This window comes from Streptomyces sp. CB02261 (assembly GCF_001905665.1).
Classification (GTDB): Bacteria; Actinomycetota; Actinomycetes; order Streptomycetales; family Streptomycetaceae; genus Streptomyces.
The window spans coordinates 979,254-996,980 of the sequence record NZ_LIVX01000001.1; the positions used below are offsets into that span (position 1 = coordinate 979,254).

Here is a 17,727-nt window from a genome sequence, read left to right on the forward strand (position 1 = left end):
TCCAGGTGCCCGAACCGCACGACCCCCTTGACGCCCTGCTCGATCTGCTCGACCTGGAGCGGATCGAGCGGGACATCTTCCGGGGAGAGTCCCGCTCCGCGCTCGTCCCCCGCGTCTTCGGCGGCCAGGTGGCCGCCCAGGCGCTGGTGGCGGCGGGCCGGACCGTGCCCGAGGACCGTCTCGCGCACTCGCTCCACGCGTACTTCCTGCGCCCCGGCGACCCCGGCGCGCCGATCGTCTACACGGTCGACCGGATCCGCGACGGGCGCTCCTTCACCACCCGCCGGGTCGTCGCCGTCCAGCACGGGCAGCCGATCTTCCACCTCTCCGCCTCCTTCCAGGCGTACGAGGAGGGGCTCGACCACCAGGCCGGCATGCCGGACGCGCCCGACCCGGAATCGCTGCCGACGGCTGCCGAGATGCTCCCCCGGCACCTGCCGGAGGAGATCGCGAGCCGGCTCGTCGAGGCGCGCGCCGCGGTGGACCTGCGGTACGCCGACACCCCGCCCTGGGGCTCCGTCGGTGAGCGGCGCGAGCCGCGCTCGCAGGTGTGGTTCCGTACGAACGGCAAGCTGGCCGACGACCACCTGCTGCACGTCTGCCTGGCGACGTACGTCTCCGACATGACGCTGCTCGACTCCGTCCTGCTCGCCCACGGACGGGGCGGCTGGGCCCTCGGGGACGTGGTCGGGGCCTCGCTGGACCACGCGATGTGGTTCCACCGGCCGTTCCGGGCCGACGAATGGCTCCTGTACGACCAGGAGTCGCCGTCCGCGTCCGCCGGGCGCGGCCTGGGCCAGGCCAGGATCTGGACGCGGGACGGGAAGCTCGCGATCTCCGTCATCCAGGAGGGTGTCGTTCGCGTCCCCCGTTCCTGACCGGACATACCGTCCGATGTCATGGACGCAGAGGACGCAGAGGACGCGAAGGATGCGGGGAACGGGGAGAGCACCGTCACCGTGATCGTGGCGGCGGTGGCGAACCTCGGGATCGCCGCCGCCAAGGCCGTCGCGGGCGTCGTCAGCGGATCGAGCGCGATGCTGTCGGAGGCGGCGCACTCGCTCGCCGACACGGTCACCGAGGTCATGCTGCTCACCGCGCTCAAGCGGAGCGAGAAGCCGGCCGACGAGGACCATCCGGTCGGGCACGCCGCCGAACTGTACGTCTGGGCGATGCTGGCGGCCGTCGCCACCTTCGTCGGCGGCGCGGTCTTCTCCGTCTACGACGGCATCCACACCCTCGCCCACGGCGAGGAGCTCGGGGACCCGCTGATCTCGTACGTGGTCCTCGCCGTCGCCTTCGTCCTGGAGGGCTTCTCGCTGCGGACCGGGGTGCGGCAGGTCAAGGCCGAGGCGGAGCGGACCCGGGCGCCCTTCGCCCGCTACATGCGGCTCACCGCCGACACCACCGTCAAGGCGGTCGTCATGGAGGACTCCGCCGCCCTCGCCGGACTCATGCTCGCGGCGGGCGGGCTCCTCGGCGGCCAGATCACCGGATCGAGCGTCTGGGACGGTGTCGCGTCGATCCTCATCGGCGTGCTGCTCGTGTACGTGGCCTGGGTGCTCGGCCGGTCCAACGCCGAACTCCTCATCGGCCGACCGCTGCCGCGGGAGATGCGGGACGCGGTCCGCGCGGAGCTGCTGTCCGTCCCGCACGTCGTCGACGTGCTCGACCTGACGACGCTGATCCAGGGGCCGGGGGAGGTGCTGGTCGCGGCGAAGGTCGACTTCCGGGACGTCTCGTCGGCGGGGGAGGTGGAGCGGGCGTGCGACCTGGCGGAGACGCGCCTCCACGACCGCTTCCCGTCGATCCACCGCGTCTACCTGGACCCGACCCCGGGCCGATGAGGTGCCCACCCGTCCCGCCCTGGGGGTCCCCCCGGACGGAGTCTGGGGGAGGGACGAATGCCCACACGGGCCCGGGGCGGGCGGCCGCAGGCCCCGGGGGTGCGGGCCCCGGCCCGCCTCCGGCTTCGCTACAAGCCCGCCGCGTTCAAGGTGTAGGCCGTCAGGGGTTCGTAGAAGCGGGGGTCCAGGACGTGGTCGTCCAGGGGGATCGTCACCTGCATCGTGCCCTCCGCCTCTCCGATGAAGAGCGCCGGGTCGTTGCAGTCCGCGTAGCCGACGGAGTCGATCCCCCGCTGCCCCGCCCGCCCGGCCCACCCGTGGTCCGCGATCACCAGGTCCGGCCGCCCGTCCTCCCCGAGCCCGTCGAGGATCGCGTTCATCGGTTCCGGGGAGTGGGTGTGCCAGAGGCTGGCGCCGCGCTCGAAGACGGCGACGTCGGCGAACTGCACGACGTACCCCTCGTCGGCGACGAGCCCACCGGGGATGCGGACGATGTCGCAGCCCTGGGCGCGCAGCGCCGCCGCGACCCGGCTGTGGACGTCGATCAGCGCGCCGGGGTGGCCGGTGGCGAAGAGGACCCGCTCCTTGGCGGCGGCGGCCTTGCGGAGGCGGGCGGCCATCCGGTCGAGGCCGTCGACGGTGAGCTCGGGGTCGATGGTGTCCTGGCCGGCGCGGTGGGCCGGGTCGTCGATGACGCCGCAGCGCTCGGCCATCACGGCGAGCACGTCCTGCTCGTCGGTCCAGCGGTCGCCGAGCTCGAGGCCGAGCCAGTAGTGCCGGTCGCCGTTGGCGAGCTTGCGGTAGTGGGAGAGGTTGTTGTCGCGCGGGGTGGCGACGTCTCCCGCGATCCGGGTGCGGACGAGGTGCTCGACAAGGGCGGCGCGGCTGAGTATCGGCATGGGTCTCATTCTGTCCGAGCCCCGGGTGCGGAGGGCAACCGGTTCCGCACCGTGGACCCGCGCGTCCTCCGACACGGTCGGGAAATCCGGTCTGCCCGTACGGACAGAAGGGTCTGCCCCTCGGCGCCTGGCTTCGCACGCCCCCTCCGCGTATCCAGAGGAAGCCCGTAACTCCGCGCCGAAAGAGGCTTCCTTGCGCAGCAACGAGAACCCCGAGCCGACCAGGAGCGGCGGCGGCCGCACGCCGGAGCGTACGCCGGAGGCCGCGGCGCGGACGGGGCTCGCGGACCTCCGCGCGCTCCAGGGCCTCGCCGGAAACGCCGCGGTCGTCCAGATGCTCCGCCGGGCCGGGCATCCCTGGGCGGGGGGACCGCGACCGGACGAAGGGACGGACGAGCACCGCCACGGGGCGGGGTGCGGCCATGGGCCGGGACAGCCCTCGGTGCAGCGCTCCACGGTCCACGACGTGCTGCGCACCCCGGGTCGCCCCCTCGACGACGCCACGCGCGCGGACATGGAGGCGCGCCTCGGTGCGGACTTCTCCGACGTCCGCGTCCATGACGACGGTGCCGCTCGGGCCTCCGCGGCGGAGGTGGGAGCGCGCGCCTACACGTCGGGCGCCCATGTCGTCATCGGGGACGGCGGTGGCGACGCGCACACCCTCGCCCATGAGTTGACGCACGTCATCCAGCAGCGGCAGGGGCCCGTCGCGGGGACCGATGACGGCTCGGGCCTGAGGGTGAGCGATCCCTCCGACCGGTTCGAGCGCGAGGCGGAGGCCAACGCGGTGCGGGTCATGCGGTCCCCCGCACCGGCACCGGACCGCGCCGCACCGGACCGGACCGCGTCCGACCGCGCCGCACCCGGCCCCGCCGCCACGACCGGCCCCGCCACGGCCGCCGACGGTGCCGTCCAGCGCCTGTGGAACGGCGGCTTCGGCAACCGTGTCGACGACGACGGGGACGTCTCCATGGGGAGCCAGTCCACCGTCGGCGGCGCGCCGAGTCAGACGGACAGCTTCAGCAGCCAGGCCTCCCAGGGGTCCTCCTTCGCCTCCCTCGGCTCGTTCGACCTGAACTGGACCCCCACCCAGACGAGCCGGCCACGGGCCGAGGAACAGGCACGCCAGGCGCAGGCGGCGGCCTTGGAGGAGCTAAGAGAACTCGTCGTCCCCGCCGAGTGCGAGGGTGCCCAGCGGTCCATGCCTGAGGCCGCCGCTCATCCCGGGGCCGTCGACACCACCGGAACGATCACCGTGTACCGCGAGGCGGGCTGGGTCCCGCCCCGCACGGGCACCCGCAACGGCCCTCTGCAGACCAGCCACATCGCCCAGTTCCACTCGGTGTACTTCAACTACAAGATCCAGCTGATCAACGACGCGCAGTCCCCCACGTACGTCAATCCACAGCTGCTCTTCCGCGTCGTCTCGCAGACCCCGAGGTCGAACGGAAGGGGGTCACAGGGGCGGACGTACATGTTCGACCACCGCTGGTCCCTCAATCCCGCCTTCCCCTGGCCTTCCGCTCAGGCGGCCCGCGACGCCGCGGAGATCTACGGACTGGACCGGAGAGACCAGCTCGAACCGCACGCCACGGGCTTCGTCCCGCTTCCCACGAGCGACACGGAGCCCTTCGTCTTCCACGTCGAGGAGGAGCGGGCCGACGACCGCTTCCTGGACGACGAGCGCCGGTTCCTGGCCCCGTCCGCGTTCGATCAGAACTACGCCATGGCCGGCCTGGTCGGGTCCGCACGCGAGCAGGTCGGCATATCGAGGCCGCCCCTCGACGACCGGCGCACGGGAAGGCGGAGCACCGCCCAGGCCATGGCCGGGACGCAGGCGCACGACTGGGTCGACGCCGCGGGCTCCATGGGGGGACGGCCCGGCGTGCTGGCCAAGTACGAGTGGTGCCATCTGATCGGCGACGGCGACAGCGGGCCGAACATCCCGGAGAACCTCGTCATCGGCACCAATGCCGTGAACACGGAGCAGCTGGCGATGGAGATCGGACTGCGCCGCTACGTCCGCCAGTTGAGCCTCGAGGGCTTCGGCATCGAACTGCGCACCCGGGCGATCATGCGGGACGCGCCGGAGCAGGGGGACCCCGACGCGCTCGACATCCTGGGCGGCGCGCCGCTGATGGCGGACTGGATCAGCTACGAGATCGGCATCAGGAGCCCGCACGGGTTGCAACCCCTGCACCGGCAGATCATGGACGCGTCTCGCGGGACGATCACGGAGTCCGAGTTCACCTATCTGCAGAACGCCGTGGAGAACCAGATCCGGCACTTCATCGAGACGACGATCGGGGAAGCGGAGAGCGACGACGAAGCCGGCGTGGCGGCCGATGTCGGGCTGTGAGGCCCCGCGCGCCGCGGCCCGCACCCACGAGAGGCCCGCCCCCTAGGCCCGCCTCCTAGGCCGCGAGCGCCCCGAACGCCCCGTGGGCCAGGCGCCTCAGGAGTTCCTCCATGGGGCCCCGGCCGAGGGCGGCGAGGTGCGGGGTCGAGTTGAGGAGCCCGAAGACGGCGTGGACGGCGGTCCGCGATTCCGACTCGTCGGCGTCCGGGTAGAGCTCGCGCACCACCGAGACCCACAGTTCGACGTACTGGCGCTGGAGCTGCCGTACCCGCTTGCGGTCCTCGTCCTTGAGCCGGTCGAGCTCGCGGTCGTGAAGGGTGATGAGCGGCCGGTCGTCGAGGGCGAAGTCGATGTGCCCGTCGATGAGGGAGCCGAGCAGGGCCTCCGGGTCGCCGGTGGTCGCGCCGGCCCGCAGCCGGCCGCCGTCGAGGAGCCGCTCGCTGATGCCGACGAGGAGCTCGGCGAGCATCGCGTCCTTGCCGGGGAAGTGGCGGTAGAGGCCGGGGCCGCTGATGCCGACGGCGGCCCCTATCTCGTCGACTCCCACGCCGTGGAAACCGCGCTCGGCGAAGAGGCGCGCGGCCTCCTTGAGGATCTGCTCGCGCCGGGTGGTGGCAGCGGTCCTGCCGGTGGCGGTCGGGGTCGGGCTCGTGGTCATGGATTCGATTCTAGACAACCCGGTTAGCGGTCGTTAACCTGAGCGTCATACGTTAACGCTCATTAACCGAGCAAGGGAGCTCGAGGGATGCAGCAGGCACCTGTGCTGACGAGTGCGGCGGATCCCGCCTCGGCGGCCTGGCAGGCGAACGAGGCGGCGCACCACGAGCTGGCCGCGACCCTGCGCGCCAAGCTCGCGGCGGCCGCGCTGGGCGGGGGTGAGAAGTCCCGGGCCCGGCACACCGCGCGTGGCAAGCTGCTGCCCCGGGACCGGGTGGACACCCTTCTCGACCCGGGTTCGCCCTTCCTGGAGCTGGCCCCGCTCGCGGCGCACGGCATGTACGGGGACCAGGCCCCGGCGGCCGGGGTCATCGCCGGTATCGGCCGGGTCAGCGGACGCGAGTGCGTGATCGTGGCGAACGACGCGACCGTCAAGGGCGGCACGTACTACCCGATGACGGTGAAGAAGCACCTGCGGGCCCAGGAGGTGGCGCTGGAGAATCGTCTCCCCTGCCTCTACCTGGTCGACTCGGGCGGTGCCTTCCTTCCGATGCAGGACGAGGTCTTCCCGGACCGCGAGCACTTCGGCCGGATCTTCTACAACCAGGCCCGGATGTCCGGCGCGGGCATCCCGCAGATCGCGGCGGTCCTCGGCTCGTGCACGGCCGGCGGCGCGTACGTCCCGGCGATGAGCGACGAGGCCGTGATCGTACGGAACCAGGGCACGATCTTCCTGGGCGGTCCGCCGCTGGTGAAGGCGGCGACCGGCGAGGTCGTCACGGCCGAGGAGCTGGGCGGCGGCGAGGTCCACTCCCGGATCTCGGGCGTCACCGACCATCTGGCCGAGGACGACGCCCACGCCCTGCGGATCGTGCGGAACATCGTCGCCACGCTCCCGGAGCGCGGCCCGCTGCCGTGGTCGGTGGAGCCGGTCGAGGAGCCGAAGGTCGACCCGTACGGGCTGTACGGGGCGGTGCCGGTGGACTCCCGCACCCCGTACGACGTGCGCGAGGTGATCGCCCGGGTCGTGGACGGCTCCCGTTTCCAGGAGTTCAAGTCCGAGTACGGGCAGACGCTGATCACCGGTTTCGCCCGGATCCACGGGCACCCGGTGGGGATCGTCGCCAACAACGGCATCCTGTTCGCGGAGTCGGCCCAGAAGGGCGCGCACTTCATCGAGCTGTGCGACCAGCGCGGGATCCCGCTGGTCTTCCTGCAGAACATCACCGGCTTCATGGTCGGCAAGGCGTACGAGCACGGCGGTATCGCCAAGCACGGCGCCAAGATGGTGACGGCCGTGGCCACCACCCGGGTGCCGAAGCTGACGGTCGTCGTCGGCGGCTCGTACGGCGCGGGCAACTACTCGATGTGCGGCCGGGCGTACTCGCCGCGCTTCCTGTGGATGTGGCCCAACGCCAAGATCTCGGTCATGGGCGGCGAGCAGGCCGCTTCGGTCCTCGCGACCGTCAAGCGCGACCAGCTCGGCGACGGGTGGAGCGCGGACGAGGAGGAGGCCTTCAAGGCCCCGATCCGCGAGCAGTACGAGAGCCAGGGCAACGCCTACTACGCGACCGCCCGGCTCTGGGACGACGGCGTCATCGACCCGCTGGAGACCCGGCAGGTCCTCGGCCTCGCCCTGACCGCCTGTGCCAACGCGCCCCTGGGTGACCCCCAGTTCGGCGTCTTCCGGATGTGAGGGGCCCCCAGGAGATGCAGAGCATGTTCGACACCGTCCTCGTGGCCAACCGGGGTGAGATCGCCGTCCGTGTCATCCGCACGCTGCGGGCGATGGGCGTGCGCTCGGTGGCCGTGTACAGCGACGCGGACGCCGACGCCCGGCACGTGCGGGAGGCGGACACGGCGGTACGGATCGGCCCGCCGCCGGCCGCCGAGTCGTACCTGTCCGTCCCGGCGCTGCTCGACGCCGCCCGGCGCACCGGCGCGCAGGCCGTCCACCCCGGGTACGGGTTCCTCGCGGAGAACGCCGGCTTCGCCCAGGCCTGCGCGGATGCCGGCCTGGTCTTCATCGGCCCTCCGGCCTCCGCGATCTCCCTCATGGGCGACAAGATCAGGGCGAAGGAGACGGTCAAGGCGGCGGGCGTGCCGGTCGTGCCGGGCGCGGCCGATCCCGAACTGGCCGAGGCGGCCCGCGAGCTGGGCGCGCCCGTGCTGCTGAAGCCGAGCGCCGGTGGCGGCGGCAAGGGCATGCGGCTCGTCCGGGACCTGGCGGTCCTGGACGAGGAGATCGCGGCGGCCCGCCGTGAGGCCCGCTCCTCCTTCGGTGACGACACGCTGCTCGTGGAGCGGTGGATCGACCGCCCCCGGCACATCGAGATCCAGGTCCTGGCGGACTCCCACGGGAACGTGATCCACCTGGGTGAGCGGGAGTGCTCGCTCCAGCGACGCCACCAGAAGATCATCGAGGAGGCACCCAGCGTCCTGCTCACCCCGGAGATCCGGGCGGCGATGGGCGCGGCTGCGGTCGAGGCGGCGCGGTCCTGCGGCTATGTGGGCGCGGGCACGGTCGAGTTCATCGTGCCGGGCGGCGACCCCGCCTCGTACTACTTCATGGAGATGAACACCCGTCTCCAGGTCGAGCACCCGGTGACGGAGCTGATCACCGGTGTCGACCTGGTGGAGTGGCAGCTGCGGGTGGCGGCGGGCGAGCCGCTGCCCTTCGCGCAGGACGACATCCGTCTGGACGGCTGGGCGATCGAGGCCCGGCTGTGCGCGGAGGACCCCTCCCGGGGCTTCCTGCCGTCGGGCGGTACGGTCCTGGCGCTGCGGGAGCCGGAGGGGGACGGGGTCCGTACGGACTCGGGCCTGAGCGAGGGCACGGAGGTCGGCAGCCTCTACGACCCGATGCTCGCGAAGGTGATCGTCCACGCGAAGGACCGCCCCACGGCCCTTCGCAAGCTGCGCGCCGCCCTCGCCGACACGGTCACCCTGGGCGTCCCGACGAACGCGGGCTTCCTGCGCCGGCTGCTGGCCCACCCGGACGTCGTCTCCGGCGCCCTGGACACGGGCCTGGTGGAGCGGGACGTGGAGGGCCTGGTCCCGCAGGACGTCCCGGAGGAGGTGTACGCGGCGGCCGCCGCCGTACGGCTCGCGGGGCTGGCCCCGGTGACGCGGGACGGCTGGGCCGACCCGTTCTCGGCGCCGACCGGCTGGCGTCTGGGCGGCCGTCCGGCTCCGCTGCCGTTCCCCCTCCGGATCCCGGGACACGAGCCGGTCCTGGTCGAGGCGCCGGACGGCGCCCGGGTCACGGACGCGACGGTGACGGTCACCGTGGAGGGGATCACCCATCAGTTCCACCGCAGCGGCGCCTGGCTGGGCCGTGACGGCGACTCCTGGCACGTCCTCGACCACGACCCGGTGGAGGCCGCGCTCTCCGGCGCACGGCACGGTGGGGCCGACACGCTCGCCGCGCCGATGCCCGGGACCGTGACCGTCGTGAAGGTGGCGGTCGGGGACGAGGTGGAGGCCGGGCAGAGTCTGCTGGTCGTCGAGGCGATGAAGATGGAGCACGTCATCTCCGCCCCGCACGCCGGCACCGTCACCGAGCTGGACGTCACGCCCGGCACGACCGTCGCCATGGACCAGATCCTGGCCGTGGTGGCCCCCCGTGAGGCCGCAGAGGAGGGCGCATGAGCACCGGCCTGCCCATGACCGTGACCGATCCCGGGCTGCCCGCCCGGGTCCGGATCCATGAGGTCGGCGCCCGGGACGGGCTGCAGAACGAGAAGGTGGCCGTCCCGACCGTCGTCAAGGCGGAGTTCATCCGGCGGCTCGCCGCCGCCGGGCTCTCCACCGTCGAGGCGACCAGCTTCGTGCACCCGAAGTGGGTGCCCCAGCTGGCGGACGCGGAGGAGCTGTTCCCGCTCGTCCGCGACCTGCCCGTGCGCCTCCCGGCCCTCGTGCCGAACGAGCGCGGTCTGGACCGGGCGCTGGCCCTCGGCGTCCGTGAGGTCGCCGTGTTCGCCTCCGCCACCGAGTCCTTCGCGAAGGCCAACCTCAACCGGACCGTCGACGAGGCCCTCGCGCTGTTCGCGCCGACGGTCACCCGCGCCATAGAGGCGGGCCTCCGGGTCCGCGGCTATCTGTCGATGTGCTTCGGCGACCCCTGGGAGGGTCCCGTCCCGGTCGAGCAGGTCGTCCGGGTCACCAGGGCGCTGGCCGACATGGGGTGCGACGAGCTGAGCCTCGGGGACACCATCGGGGTCGCGACCCCGGGGCACGTCACCCGGCTGCTCACCGCGCTCGATGAGGCCGGTGTCCCCACCTCCCGTATCGCCGTGCACTTCCACGACACCTACGGCCAGGCCCTCTCCAACACCCTGGCCGCCCTGCGCCACGGGGTGACCACCGTCGACGCCTCCGCGGGCGGCCTCGGCGGCTGCCCGTACGCGAAGAGCGCGACCGGAAATCTCGCCACCGAGGACCTCGTGTGGATGCTCGACGGTCTCGGCATCGAGACCGGCGTCGATCTGGCCGCCCTCACCGCCACAAGCGTGTGGATGGCCGAACAGCTGGGCCGGCCCAGCCCTTCCCGTACCGTCCGCGCCCTCTCCCACAAGGAGTGACGAAACCCATGTCCCTCGACCACCGGCTCTCCGCAGAGCACCAGGAACTCCGCCGTACCGTCGAGGCGTTCGCGCACGACGTCGTGGCGCCGAAGATCGGCGACTTCTACGAGCGGCACGAGTTCCCGTACGAGATCGTCCGCGAGATGGGCCGCATGGGCCTGTTCGGGCTGCCGTTCCCCGAGGAGTACGGCGGCATGGGCGGCGACTACCTGGCGCTGGGCATCGCGCTGGAGGAGCTGGCCCGGGTCGACTCCTCCGTCGCCATCACCCTGGAGGCGGGTGTCTCGCTCGGCGCGATGCCGGTGTTCCTCTTCGGTACCGAGGAGCAGAAGCGGGAGTGGCTGCCGAAGCTGACCGCCGGCGAGATGCTCGGCGCGTTCGGCCTGACGGAGCCGGGCGCCGGCTCGGACGCGGGCGGCACCCGTACGACCGCCGTCCGCGACGGCGACCACTGGGTCATCAACGGTTCGAAGTGCTTCATCACCAACTCCGGTACGGACATCACGGGTCTGGTGACGGTCACGGCGGTCACCGGCCGCAAGCTCGACGGGCGTCCGCTGATCTCCTCCATCATCGTGCCGTCCGGCACCCCCGGGTTCACGGTCGCCGCCCCGTACTCGAAGGTCGGCTGGAACGCCTCGGACACCCGTGAGCTGTCCTTCGACGACGTCCGGGTCCCGGTGGGGAACCTGCTGGGCCAGGAGGGTCGTGGTTACGCGCAGTTCCTGCGGATCCTGGACGAGGGCCGGGTCGCCATCGCGGCGCTCGCCACGGGCCTCGCGCAGGGTTGTGTCGACGAGTCGGTGAAGTACGCGAAGGAACGTCACGCCTTCGGACGGCCGATCGGTGACAACCAGGCCATCCAGTTCAAGATCGCCGACATGGAGACGCGGGCCCACATGGCGCGGATCGGCTGGCGGGACGCGGCCTCGCGGCTCGTCCTCGGCGAGCCGTTCAAGAAGGAGGCGGCGATCGCGAAGCTGTACTCCTCCACGGTGGCCGTGGACAACGCCCGTGAGGCGACCCAGATCCACGGCGGCTACGGCTTCATGAACGAGTACCCGGTGGCCCGGATGTGGCGCGACTCGAAGATCCTGGAGATCGGCGAGGGCACGAGCGAGGTCCAGCGGATGCTGATCGCGAGGGAGTTGGGCCTCCAGGCCTGAGGACGTCCGCCGTACACGGAGCCCGTCGTCCCCTCCGGGGGCGGCGGGCCCGGTCCTGTCCGGCCCCTGCCCTTACCCTCCGTCATGAGGTTAGGCTAACCTACCTTCGACTCCCCTCGGAGCGACCCTCGCCCGTACCGCAAAGGTGTCCTGCCCCATGACGCACGCCGAGACCGCCCCCTTCCAGTTCTTCCGCCTCCAGGTCGACCGGACCCGGCGGCTCGGCCCGTCCCTGGTCCGGGTCACCTTCACCGGGGACGACCTGAAGGGCTTCGCCGCCGGCGGCCGCGACCAGTCGCTCTCCCTCTTCCTGCCGCACCCCGGCCAGGACGCGCCCGTCCTGCCCCCGCTGGACGACCCGGACATGTACGCGATCCTGGGCGCCTGGCGCGCGATGCCCGACGACGAGCGGGCCGTCATGCGCTCGTACACCGTCCGCGAGCAGCGCACGGAGCCGGTGAACGAGGTCGACATCGACTTCGCGCTCCACGAGGACGGCGGCCCCGCCTGCCGTTGGGCCGCCCAGGCCCAGCCGGGTGACCGGGTGGTCGTGCTCGGCCCCGCGATCGCCGAGAACACCGGCGTCCGTTTCCAGCTGCCCGAGGACGCCGACTCCGTCCTGATCTGGGCGGACGAGACGGCCCTGCCGGCCGCCTCCGCGATCCTGGAGTGGCTGCCGGCGGAGACCCGCGCCCAGGTGTTCCTCGAAGTCCCGTACTCCGGCGACCGCATGGAGCTGTCGACCCAGGCCGACGCGACCGTCACCTGGCTCGTACAGGAGGAGGGGGCGCCGTCCGCCGTGGACGCGGTGCGCGGCACCGAACTGCCCGGCGAGGCGCCGTACGTCTGGATCGCGGGCGAGTCCGGGTCGGTGAAGGCGCTGCGCCGGCACTTCGTCCGTGACCTCGGGCTCGACCGCCGCCGGGTGACGTTCGTCGGCTACTGGCGCAAGGGGCTGTCCGAGGACGCGCTGCGCGAGGTCCCGGACGAGACGCAGGAAGACGCGTAGGCGCTCCCGCGCTCCGTCACCTCCGCCCTCGCGTTCAACTTCCGTTCACCCACTGCGACCTGAGGGGGCGAGGGGACGTTGCGATGCGTTGTTAGGTTAGGCTAACCTAACAACGCATCGCCCCCTCGCCCCTCTCTGCTGTCCGGAGGCCCCCCACATGCGCTCGCACCTGCTCAATGACGCCACGGCGGAGAGCTACCGCCGCTCCGTCACCGAAGGAGTCGAGCGCGTGGCGGCCAAACTCGCCTCGACGCGTACCCCGTTCACCGGTGTGACGCCCGCCGAGCTCGGCCCCGTCATCGACGCCGTCGACCTCGACCGGCCGCTCGGCGACTCCACCGCCGCCCTGGACGAGCTGGAGAGCGTCTACCTCCGCGACGCCGTCTACTTCCACCACCCCCGCTACCTGGGCCACCTCAACTGCCCGGTGGTCATCCCCGCCGTCCTCGGCGAGGCCGTCCTCTCGGCGGTCAACTCCTCGCTCGACACCTGGGACCAGAGCGCGGGCGGCACCCTGATCGAGCGCAAGCTCATCGACTGGACCACCGGCCGCATCGGCCTCGGCCCGGCCGCCGACGGCGTGTTCACCAGCGGCGGTACGCAGTCCAACCTCCAGGCCCTGCTCCTCGCCCGCGAGGAGGCCAAGACGGACGACCTGTCCAGGCTCCGGATCTTCTCCTCCGAGTGCAGCCACTTCAGCGTCCAGAAGTCGGCCACGCTGCTCGGCCTCGGGAACGACGCCGTCGTCTCGATCCCGGTCGACCGGAACAAGCGGATGCAGTCCGTCGTCCTCGCCGCCGAGCTCGCGGCCTGCCGCGCCGAGGGCCTCGTCCCGATGGCGATCGTCGCCACCGCCGGCACCACCGACTTCGGCTCCATCGACCCGCTGCCCGAGATCGCCGCCCTGGCCGACGAGTACGGCGCCTGGATGCACGTCGACGCCGCCTACGGCTGCGGACTGCTCGCCTCACCGACCCGCCGCCACCTCCTGGACGGCATCGAGCGGGCCGACTCGGTCACCGTCGACTTCCACAAGTCCTTCTTCCAGCCGGTCAGCTCCTCGGCGATCCTGGTCCGCGACGGCGCCACCCTGCGCCACGCGACCTACCACGCCGACTACCTGAACCCGCTCCGCACGGTCGCCGAGCAGATACCCAACCAGGTCGACAAGTCGCTCCAGACCACCCGCCGCTTCGACGCGCTGAAGCTCTGGATGACCCTGCGCGTGATGGGCGCCGACGGTGTCGGGCAGCTCTTCGACGAGGTCTGCGACCTGGCCGCCGAGGGCTTCGCGCTGCTCGCCGCCGACCCGCGCTACGACGTCGTGGTCGAGCCGCAGCTCTCCACCCTCGTCTACCGCTACATCCCCGAGGCCGTCACCTCCCCCGAGGACATCGACCGGGCCAACCTGCACGCCCGCAAGGCCCTGTTCGCCTCGGGCGAGGCGGTCGTCGCCGGCACCAAGGTCGACGGCCGCCAGTACCTCAAGTTCACCTTGCTCAACCCCGAGACGACCACGGCCGACATCGCCGCCGTCCTCGATCTGATCGCCGGCCACGCCGAGCAGTACCTGGGAGAGAACCTTGTCCACGCCTGAGACCCCCGAGACCTCTGGGATCCACGACTTCATCGGCATCGGGCTCGGTCCGTTCAACCTCGGGCTCGCCTGCCTGACCGAGCCGATCGACGAGCTGAACGGCCTCTTCCTCGAGTCGAAGCCGGACTTCGAGTGGCACTCGGGGATGTTCCTCGAAGGCGCCCACCTCCAGACGCCGTTCATGTCGGACCTGGTCACCATGGCCGACCCGACCTCCCCGTACTCCTTCCTGAACTACCTGAAGGAGAAGGGCCGGCTGTACTCGTTCTACATCCGGGAGAACTTCTACCCGCTGCGGACGGAGTACAACGACTACTGCCGCTGGGCCGCCGGGAAGCTCTCCTCGGTCCGCTTCTCCACCACCGTCGCGTCCGTGACCTTCGACGAGGCCGCCGAGGTGTACGAGGTGTCCACCGAGGCCGGAGAAACGTTCCGCTCGCGTCGGCTCGTCCTCGGCACCGGCACCCCGGCGTACGTCCCCGAGAGCTGCCAGGGCCTCGGCGGCGACCTGATCCACAACTCGCGCTACCTCCCGAACAAGGCCGAACTGCAGAAGAAGCGGTCCATCACCCTGATCGGCAGCGGCCAGAGCGCCGCCGAGATCTACTACGACCTCCTCAGCGAGATCGACGTCCACGGCTACCGGCTCAACTGGGTGACCCGCTCCCCGCGCTTCTTCCCGCTGGAGTACACCAAGCTCACCCTGGAGATGACCTCCCCGGAGTACGTGGACTACTTCCACGCGCTGCCCGAGCAGACCCGCTACCGCCTGGAGACCCAGCAGAAGGGCCTCTTCAAGGGCATCGACGGCGAGCTGATCGACGCCATCTTCGACCTGCTCTACCAGAAGAACCTGAACGGCCCCGTGCCCACCCGGCTCCTCACCAACTCCGCGCTCCACACCGCCGCGTACGACGACACCAGCGGCACGTACACCCTCGGCTTCCGCCAGGAGGAGCAGGAGAAGGACTTCACCCTGGACACCGAGGGCCTGATCCTCGCCACCGGGTACAAGTACGCCGTCCCCGCGTTCCTGGAGCCGGTCCGCGACCGCCTCAACTGGGACGGCCAGGGCCGCTTCGACGTGGCCCGCAACTACGCGATCGACACCACCGGCCGCGGGGTGTTCCTGCAGAACGCCGGCGTGCACACCCACTCGATCACCTCGCCCGACCTCGGCATGGGGGCGTACCGCAACGCGTACATCATCGGGGCGATGCTGGGATACGACTACTACCCCGTCGAGAAGACCATCGCTTTCCAGGAGTTCGCGGCATGACCGTATCGATACGTCCCTTCGACCCCTCGAAGGACGCCCGGCTGATCCATCCCTGGGTCACCCACCCCAAAGCCGCTTTCTGGATGATGCAGGGCGCGACGCTCCAGGACGTCGAGCGCGAGTACACGGCCATCACCGCCCACCCGCACCACGACGCCTTCATCGGCCTGGTGGACGGCGTGCCGTCCTTCCTGATGGAGCGGTACGACCCCGCGGAGCTGGAGCTGGTCGGCCTGTACGAGCCGCAGCCCGGTGACGTCGGCATGCACTTCCTCGTCGCGCCCACCGACACCCCCGTGCACGGTTTCACCCGGACCGTGATCACCGCCGTGATGGCCGAGCTGTTCGCCGACCCTGCCACCGTGCGGGTGGTCGTCGAGCCCGACGTGTCCAACAAGGCCGTCCACGCGCTCAACGAGGCCGTCGGCTTCGTGCCCGAGCGCGAGATCCAGAAGCCGGAGAAGAAGGCCCTGCTGAGCTTCTGCACCCGTGCCCAGTTCGAGGCCGCCGTGGGAGCCGCCGTATGAGCGCCACCGACCCCGTCGCCCACCTCACCCCCGAGCGCTGGGCCGAAGCCAACCGCGCCCTGATCCGCAAGGGTCTCGCCGAGTTCGCCCACGAGCGGCTCCTCGACCCCCGCGAGCTGGGCGAGAGCCGCTACGCGGTCCTCGCCGACGACGGCACGACCGAGTACCGCTTCACCGCGGACCGGTTCGCCCTGGACCACTGGCAGGTCTACGCCGAGTCGATCAGCCGCCACCGCGGGGACGAGCAGCTCCCGCTCGACGCGCTCCAGTTCATCACGGAGCTGCGCGGCTCCCTCGGTCTCAGTGACGAGGTCCTGCCGGTGTACCTGGAGGAGATCTCCTCCACCCTCGCCGGCACGGCCTACAAGTCGACCAAACCGCGGGTGACCTCCGCCGAGCTGGCCCACGCCGGCTTCCAGGCGATCGAGACCGGGATGACCGAGGGCCACCCCTGCTTCGTCGCCAACAACGGGCGGCTCGGCTTCGGCGTCGACGAGTTCCGCGCGTACGCCCCCGAGGCCGCGAGCGACATCCACCTGATCTGGCTGGCGGCCCACCGCGACCGCACCACGTTCACGGCGGGCGCCGACATCGAGTACGACACGTTCGTCCGTGCCGAGCTGGGCGACGCGACGGTGGACGGCTTCGCCGCGGTCCTCGCCGCGCGGGGCCTGGACCTCGCCGACTACCTGCTGATGCCGGTGCACCCCTGGCAGTGGTGGAACAAGCTGTCGGTCACCTTCGCCGCCGAGGTCGCGCAGCAGCGCCTGGTGTACCTGGGCGAGGGCGACGACACGTATCTGGCGCAGCAGTCGATCCGTACGTTCTTCAACACCTCGGACCCGGCCAAGCACTATGTGAAGACGGCCCTCTCGGTCCTGAACATGGGCTTCATGCGGGGTCTGTCGGCCGCGTACATGGAGGCCACGCCGGCCATCAACGACTGGCTGCACACCCTGATCGAGTCGGACGCGACCTTCCGGTCGGCCCGGTTCTCGATCATCCGTGAGCGGGCGGCCGTCGGCTACCGGCACCTGGAGTACGAGGCCGCGACCGACCGCTACTCGCCCTACCGCAAGATGCTGGCCGCGCTCTGGCGCGAGTCGCCGGTGCCGACCCTCGCCGAGGGCGAGCGCCTGGCGACGATGGCCTCGCTCCTCCACGTGGACCACGCGGGCGCGTCGTTCGCGGGCGCGCTGATCAAGGAGTCGGGCCTTGAGCCGACGGCGTGGCTGCGCCGCTACCTGGACGCCTACCTCCTGCCGGTCCTGCACAGCTTCTACGCGTACGACCTGGCGTTCATGCCGCACGGCGAGAACGTGATCCTGGTCCTCGACGAGCGGGGCGCGGTGGCGCGGGCGATCTTCAAGGACATCGCCGAGGAGATCGTCGTCATGGACCCGACGGCGGTCCTGCCGCCGGCGGTGGAGCGGGTCCGTGCGGAGATCCCGGAGGAGATGAAGCTCCTCTCGGTCTTCACGGACGTCTTCGACTGCTTCTTCCGCTTCCTGGCGGCGACGCTCGCGGCGGAGGGCGTCCTCGACGAGGACGACTTCTGGCGGACGGTGGCGGAGTGCGTCCGGGGCTACGAGGCGTCGAAGCCTGAGCTGGCGGACCGCTTCGCCCGGTACGACATGTTCGCGGAGACCTTCGCCCTGTCGGCCCTCAACCGCCTCCAGCTCCGCAACAACAGGCAGATGGTCGACCTGTCCGACCCGTCGGCGGCCCTGCAGCTGGTCGGCGACCTGGTGAACCCGATCGCCCGCTTCGCCTGACCTTCCCCCGAACCGATGTGAGCCCC

General features: G+C 71.4%; 14 protein-coding genes. 12 read left to right on the forward strand and 2 right to left on the reverse strand.

Annotated features, from left to right (window positions below):
* Positions 1 to 5: 5 nt before the first annotated feature.
* Positions 6 to 878, forward strand: a complete 873-nt coding sequence (gene tesB, locus AMK29_RS04410; RefSeq protein WP_073807675.1) for an acyl-CoA thioesterase II — start codon at positions 6 to 8, stop codon at positions 876 to 878.
* A gap of 21 nt (positions 879 to 899) precedes the next feature.
* Positions 900 to 1,847 carry a cation diffusion facilitator family transporter gene (locus AMK29_RS04415; protein WP_073807678.1) on the forward strand — a complete coding sequence of 316 codons (948 nt, stop codon included), beginning with the start codon at positions 900 to 902 and terminating at the stop codon, positions 1,845 to 1,847.
* 128 nt (positions 1,848 to 1,975) lie between these two features.
* Here the strand turns inward: AMK29_RS04415 and AMK29_RS04420 are convergent, their stop codons facing one another.
* Entirely contained in the window at positions 1,976 to 2,746 is a 771-nt protein-coding gene (locus AMK29_RS04420; RefSeq protein WP_073807681.1) for a phosphatase, read from the reverse strand.
* Between the two features lie 193 nt (positions 2,747 to 2,939).
* Here AMK29_RS04420 and AMK29_RS36930 point away from each other — a divergent pair, with 193 nt between their 5' ends.
* Positions 2,940 to 5,105 carry an eCIS core domain-containing protein gene (locus tag AMK29_RS36930; protein WP_241845090.1) on the forward strand — a complete coding sequence of 722 codons (2,166 nt, stop codon included), beginning with the start codon at positions 2,940 to 2,942 and terminating at the stop codon, positions 5,103 to 5,105.
* 55 nt (positions 5,106 to 5,160) lie between these two features.
* On the opposite strand, the gene AMK29_RS04430 is transcribed toward AMK29_RS36930, so the two are convergent.
* A complete protein-coding gene (locus AMK29_RS04430) occupies positions 5,161 to 5,763 on the reverse strand; it encodes an SACE_7040 family transcriptional regulator (protein ID WP_073807683.1) in 603 nt (200 codons plus the stop codon).
* Positions 5,764 to 5,850: 87 nt separating this feature from the next.
* Between AMK29_RS04430 and AMK29_RS04435 the strand changes: the two genes are divergently transcribed.
* From AMK29_RS04435 to AMK29_RS04475, 9 genes are all read left to right on the forward strand, one after another.
* The gene (locus tag AMK29_RS04435) at positions 5,851 to 7,458 is read left to right on the forward strand and encodes a carboxyl transferase domain-containing protein (RefSeq protein ID WP_073807686.1); all 1,608 of its coding nucleotides are present in this window, start codon (positions 5,851 to 5,853) and stop codon (positions 7,456 to 7,458) included.
* Between the two features lie 14 nt (positions 7,459 to 7,472).
* On the forward strand, positions 7,473 to 9,413 hold the full coding sequence (locus AMK29_RS04440; RefSeq protein ID WP_073807689.1) for an acetyl/propionyl/methylcrotonyl-CoA carboxylase subunit alpha: 1,941 nt from the start codon (positions 7,473 to 7,475) through the stop codon (positions 9,411 to 9,413).
* On the forward strand, positions 9,410 to 10,345 hold the full coding sequence (locus AMK29_RS04445; RefSeq protein ID WP_073807691.1) for a hydroxymethylglutaryl-CoA lyase: 936 nt from the start codon (positions 9,410 to 9,412) through the stop codon (positions 10,343 to 10,345). Before AMK29_RS04440 ends, AMK29_RS04445 begins: the two co-directional genes overlap by 4 nt.
* Positions 10,346 to 10,353: 8 nt before the next feature.
* The gene (locus AMK29_RS04450; RefSeq protein ID WP_073807694.1) at positions 10,354 to 11,514 is read left to right on the forward strand and encodes an acyl-CoA dehydrogenase family protein; all 1,161 of its coding nucleotides are present in this window, start codon (positions 10,354 to 10,356) and stop codon (positions 11,512 to 11,514) included.
* Between the two features lie 157 nt (positions 11,515 to 11,671).
* Positions 11,672 to 12,523 (forward strand): siderophore-interacting protein, encoded by an 852-nt coding sequence (locus AMK29_RS04455; protein WP_073807696.1) that lies wholly within the window; start codon positions 11,672 to 11,674, stop codon positions 12,521 to 12,523.
* 157 nt (positions 12,524 to 12,680) lie between these two features.
* Positions 12,681 to 14,120: a pyridoxal phosphate-dependent decarboxylase family protein gene (locus AMK29_RS04460; RefSeq protein WP_073807702.1), complete on the forward strand. Its 1,440-nt coding sequence runs from the start codon at positions 12,681 to 12,683 to the stop codon at positions 14,118 to 14,120.
* A complete protein-coding gene (locus tag AMK29_RS04465; protein ID WP_073807704.1) occupies positions 14,107 to 15,399 on the forward strand; it encodes a lysine N(6)-hydroxylase/L-ornithine N(5)-oxygenase family protein in 1,293 nt (430 codons plus the stop codon). The genes AMK29_RS04460 and AMK29_RS04465 overlap by 14 nt, the downstream gene beginning before the upstream one ends.
* Positions 15,396 to 15,926: a GNAT family N-acetyltransferase gene (locus tag AMK29_RS04470; protein WP_073807707.1), complete on the forward strand. Its 531-nt coding sequence runs from the start codon at positions 15,396 to 15,398 to the stop codon at positions 15,924 to 15,926. The genes AMK29_RS04465 and AMK29_RS04470 overlap by 4 nt, the downstream gene beginning before the upstream one ends.
* Positions 15,923 to 17,701, forward strand: a complete 1,779-nt coding sequence (locus AMK29_RS04475) for an IucA/IucC family protein (protein WP_073807709.1) — start codon at positions 15,923 to 15,925, stop codon at positions 17,699 to 17,701. The genes AMK29_RS04470 and AMK29_RS04475 overlap by 4 nt, the downstream gene beginning before the upstream one ends.
* Positions 17,702 to 17,727 lie beyond the last annotated feature (26 nt).

Bases quoted from the DNA above. Each gene is read 5' to 3' on its own strand.
- AMK29_RS04415 (WP_073807678.1), top strand. From the start codon at position 900: ATGGACGCAGAGGACGCAGAGGACGCGAAGGATGCGGGGAACGGGGAG.
- AMK29_RS04420 (WP_073807681.1), bottom strand. From the start codon at position 2,746: ATGCCGATACTCAGCCGCGCCGCCCTTGTCGAGCACCTCGTCCGCACC.
- AMK29_RS04430 (WP_073807683.1), bottom strand. From the start codon at position 5,763: ATGACCACGAGCCCGACCCCGACCGCCACCGGCAGGACCGCTGCCACC.
- AMK29_RS04435 (WP_073807686.1), top strand. From the start codon at position 5,851: ATGCAGCAGGCACCTGTGCTGACGAGTGCGGCGGATCCCGCCTCGGCG.
- AMK29_RS04440 (WP_073807689.1), top strand. From the start codon at position 7,473: ATGCAGAGCATGTTCGACACCGTCCTCGTGGCCAACCGGGGTGAGATC.
- AMK29_RS04445 (WP_073807691.1), top strand. From the start codon at position 9,410: ATGAGCACCGGCCTGCCCATGACCGTGACCGATCCCGGGCTGCCCGCC.
- AMK29_RS04450 (WP_073807694.1), top strand. From the start codon at position 10,354: ATGTCCCTCGACCACCGGCTCTCCGCAGAGCACCAGGAACTCCGCCGT.
- AMK29_RS04455 (WP_073807696.1), top strand. From the start codon at position 11,672: ATGACGCACGCCGAGACCGCCCCCTTCCAGTTCTTCCGCCTCCAGGTC.
- AMK29_RS04460 (WP_073807702.1), top strand. From the start codon at position 12,681: ATGCGCTCGCACCTGCTCAATGACGCCACGGCGGAGAGCTACCGCCGC.
- AMK29_RS04470 (WP_073807707.1), top strand. From the start codon at position 15,396: ATGACCGTATCGATACGTCCCTTCGACCCCTCGAAGGACGCCCGGCTG.
- AMK29_RS04475 (WP_073807709.1), top strand. From the start codon at position 15,923: ATGAGCGCCACCGACCCCGTCGCCCACCTCACCCCCGAGCGCTGGGCC.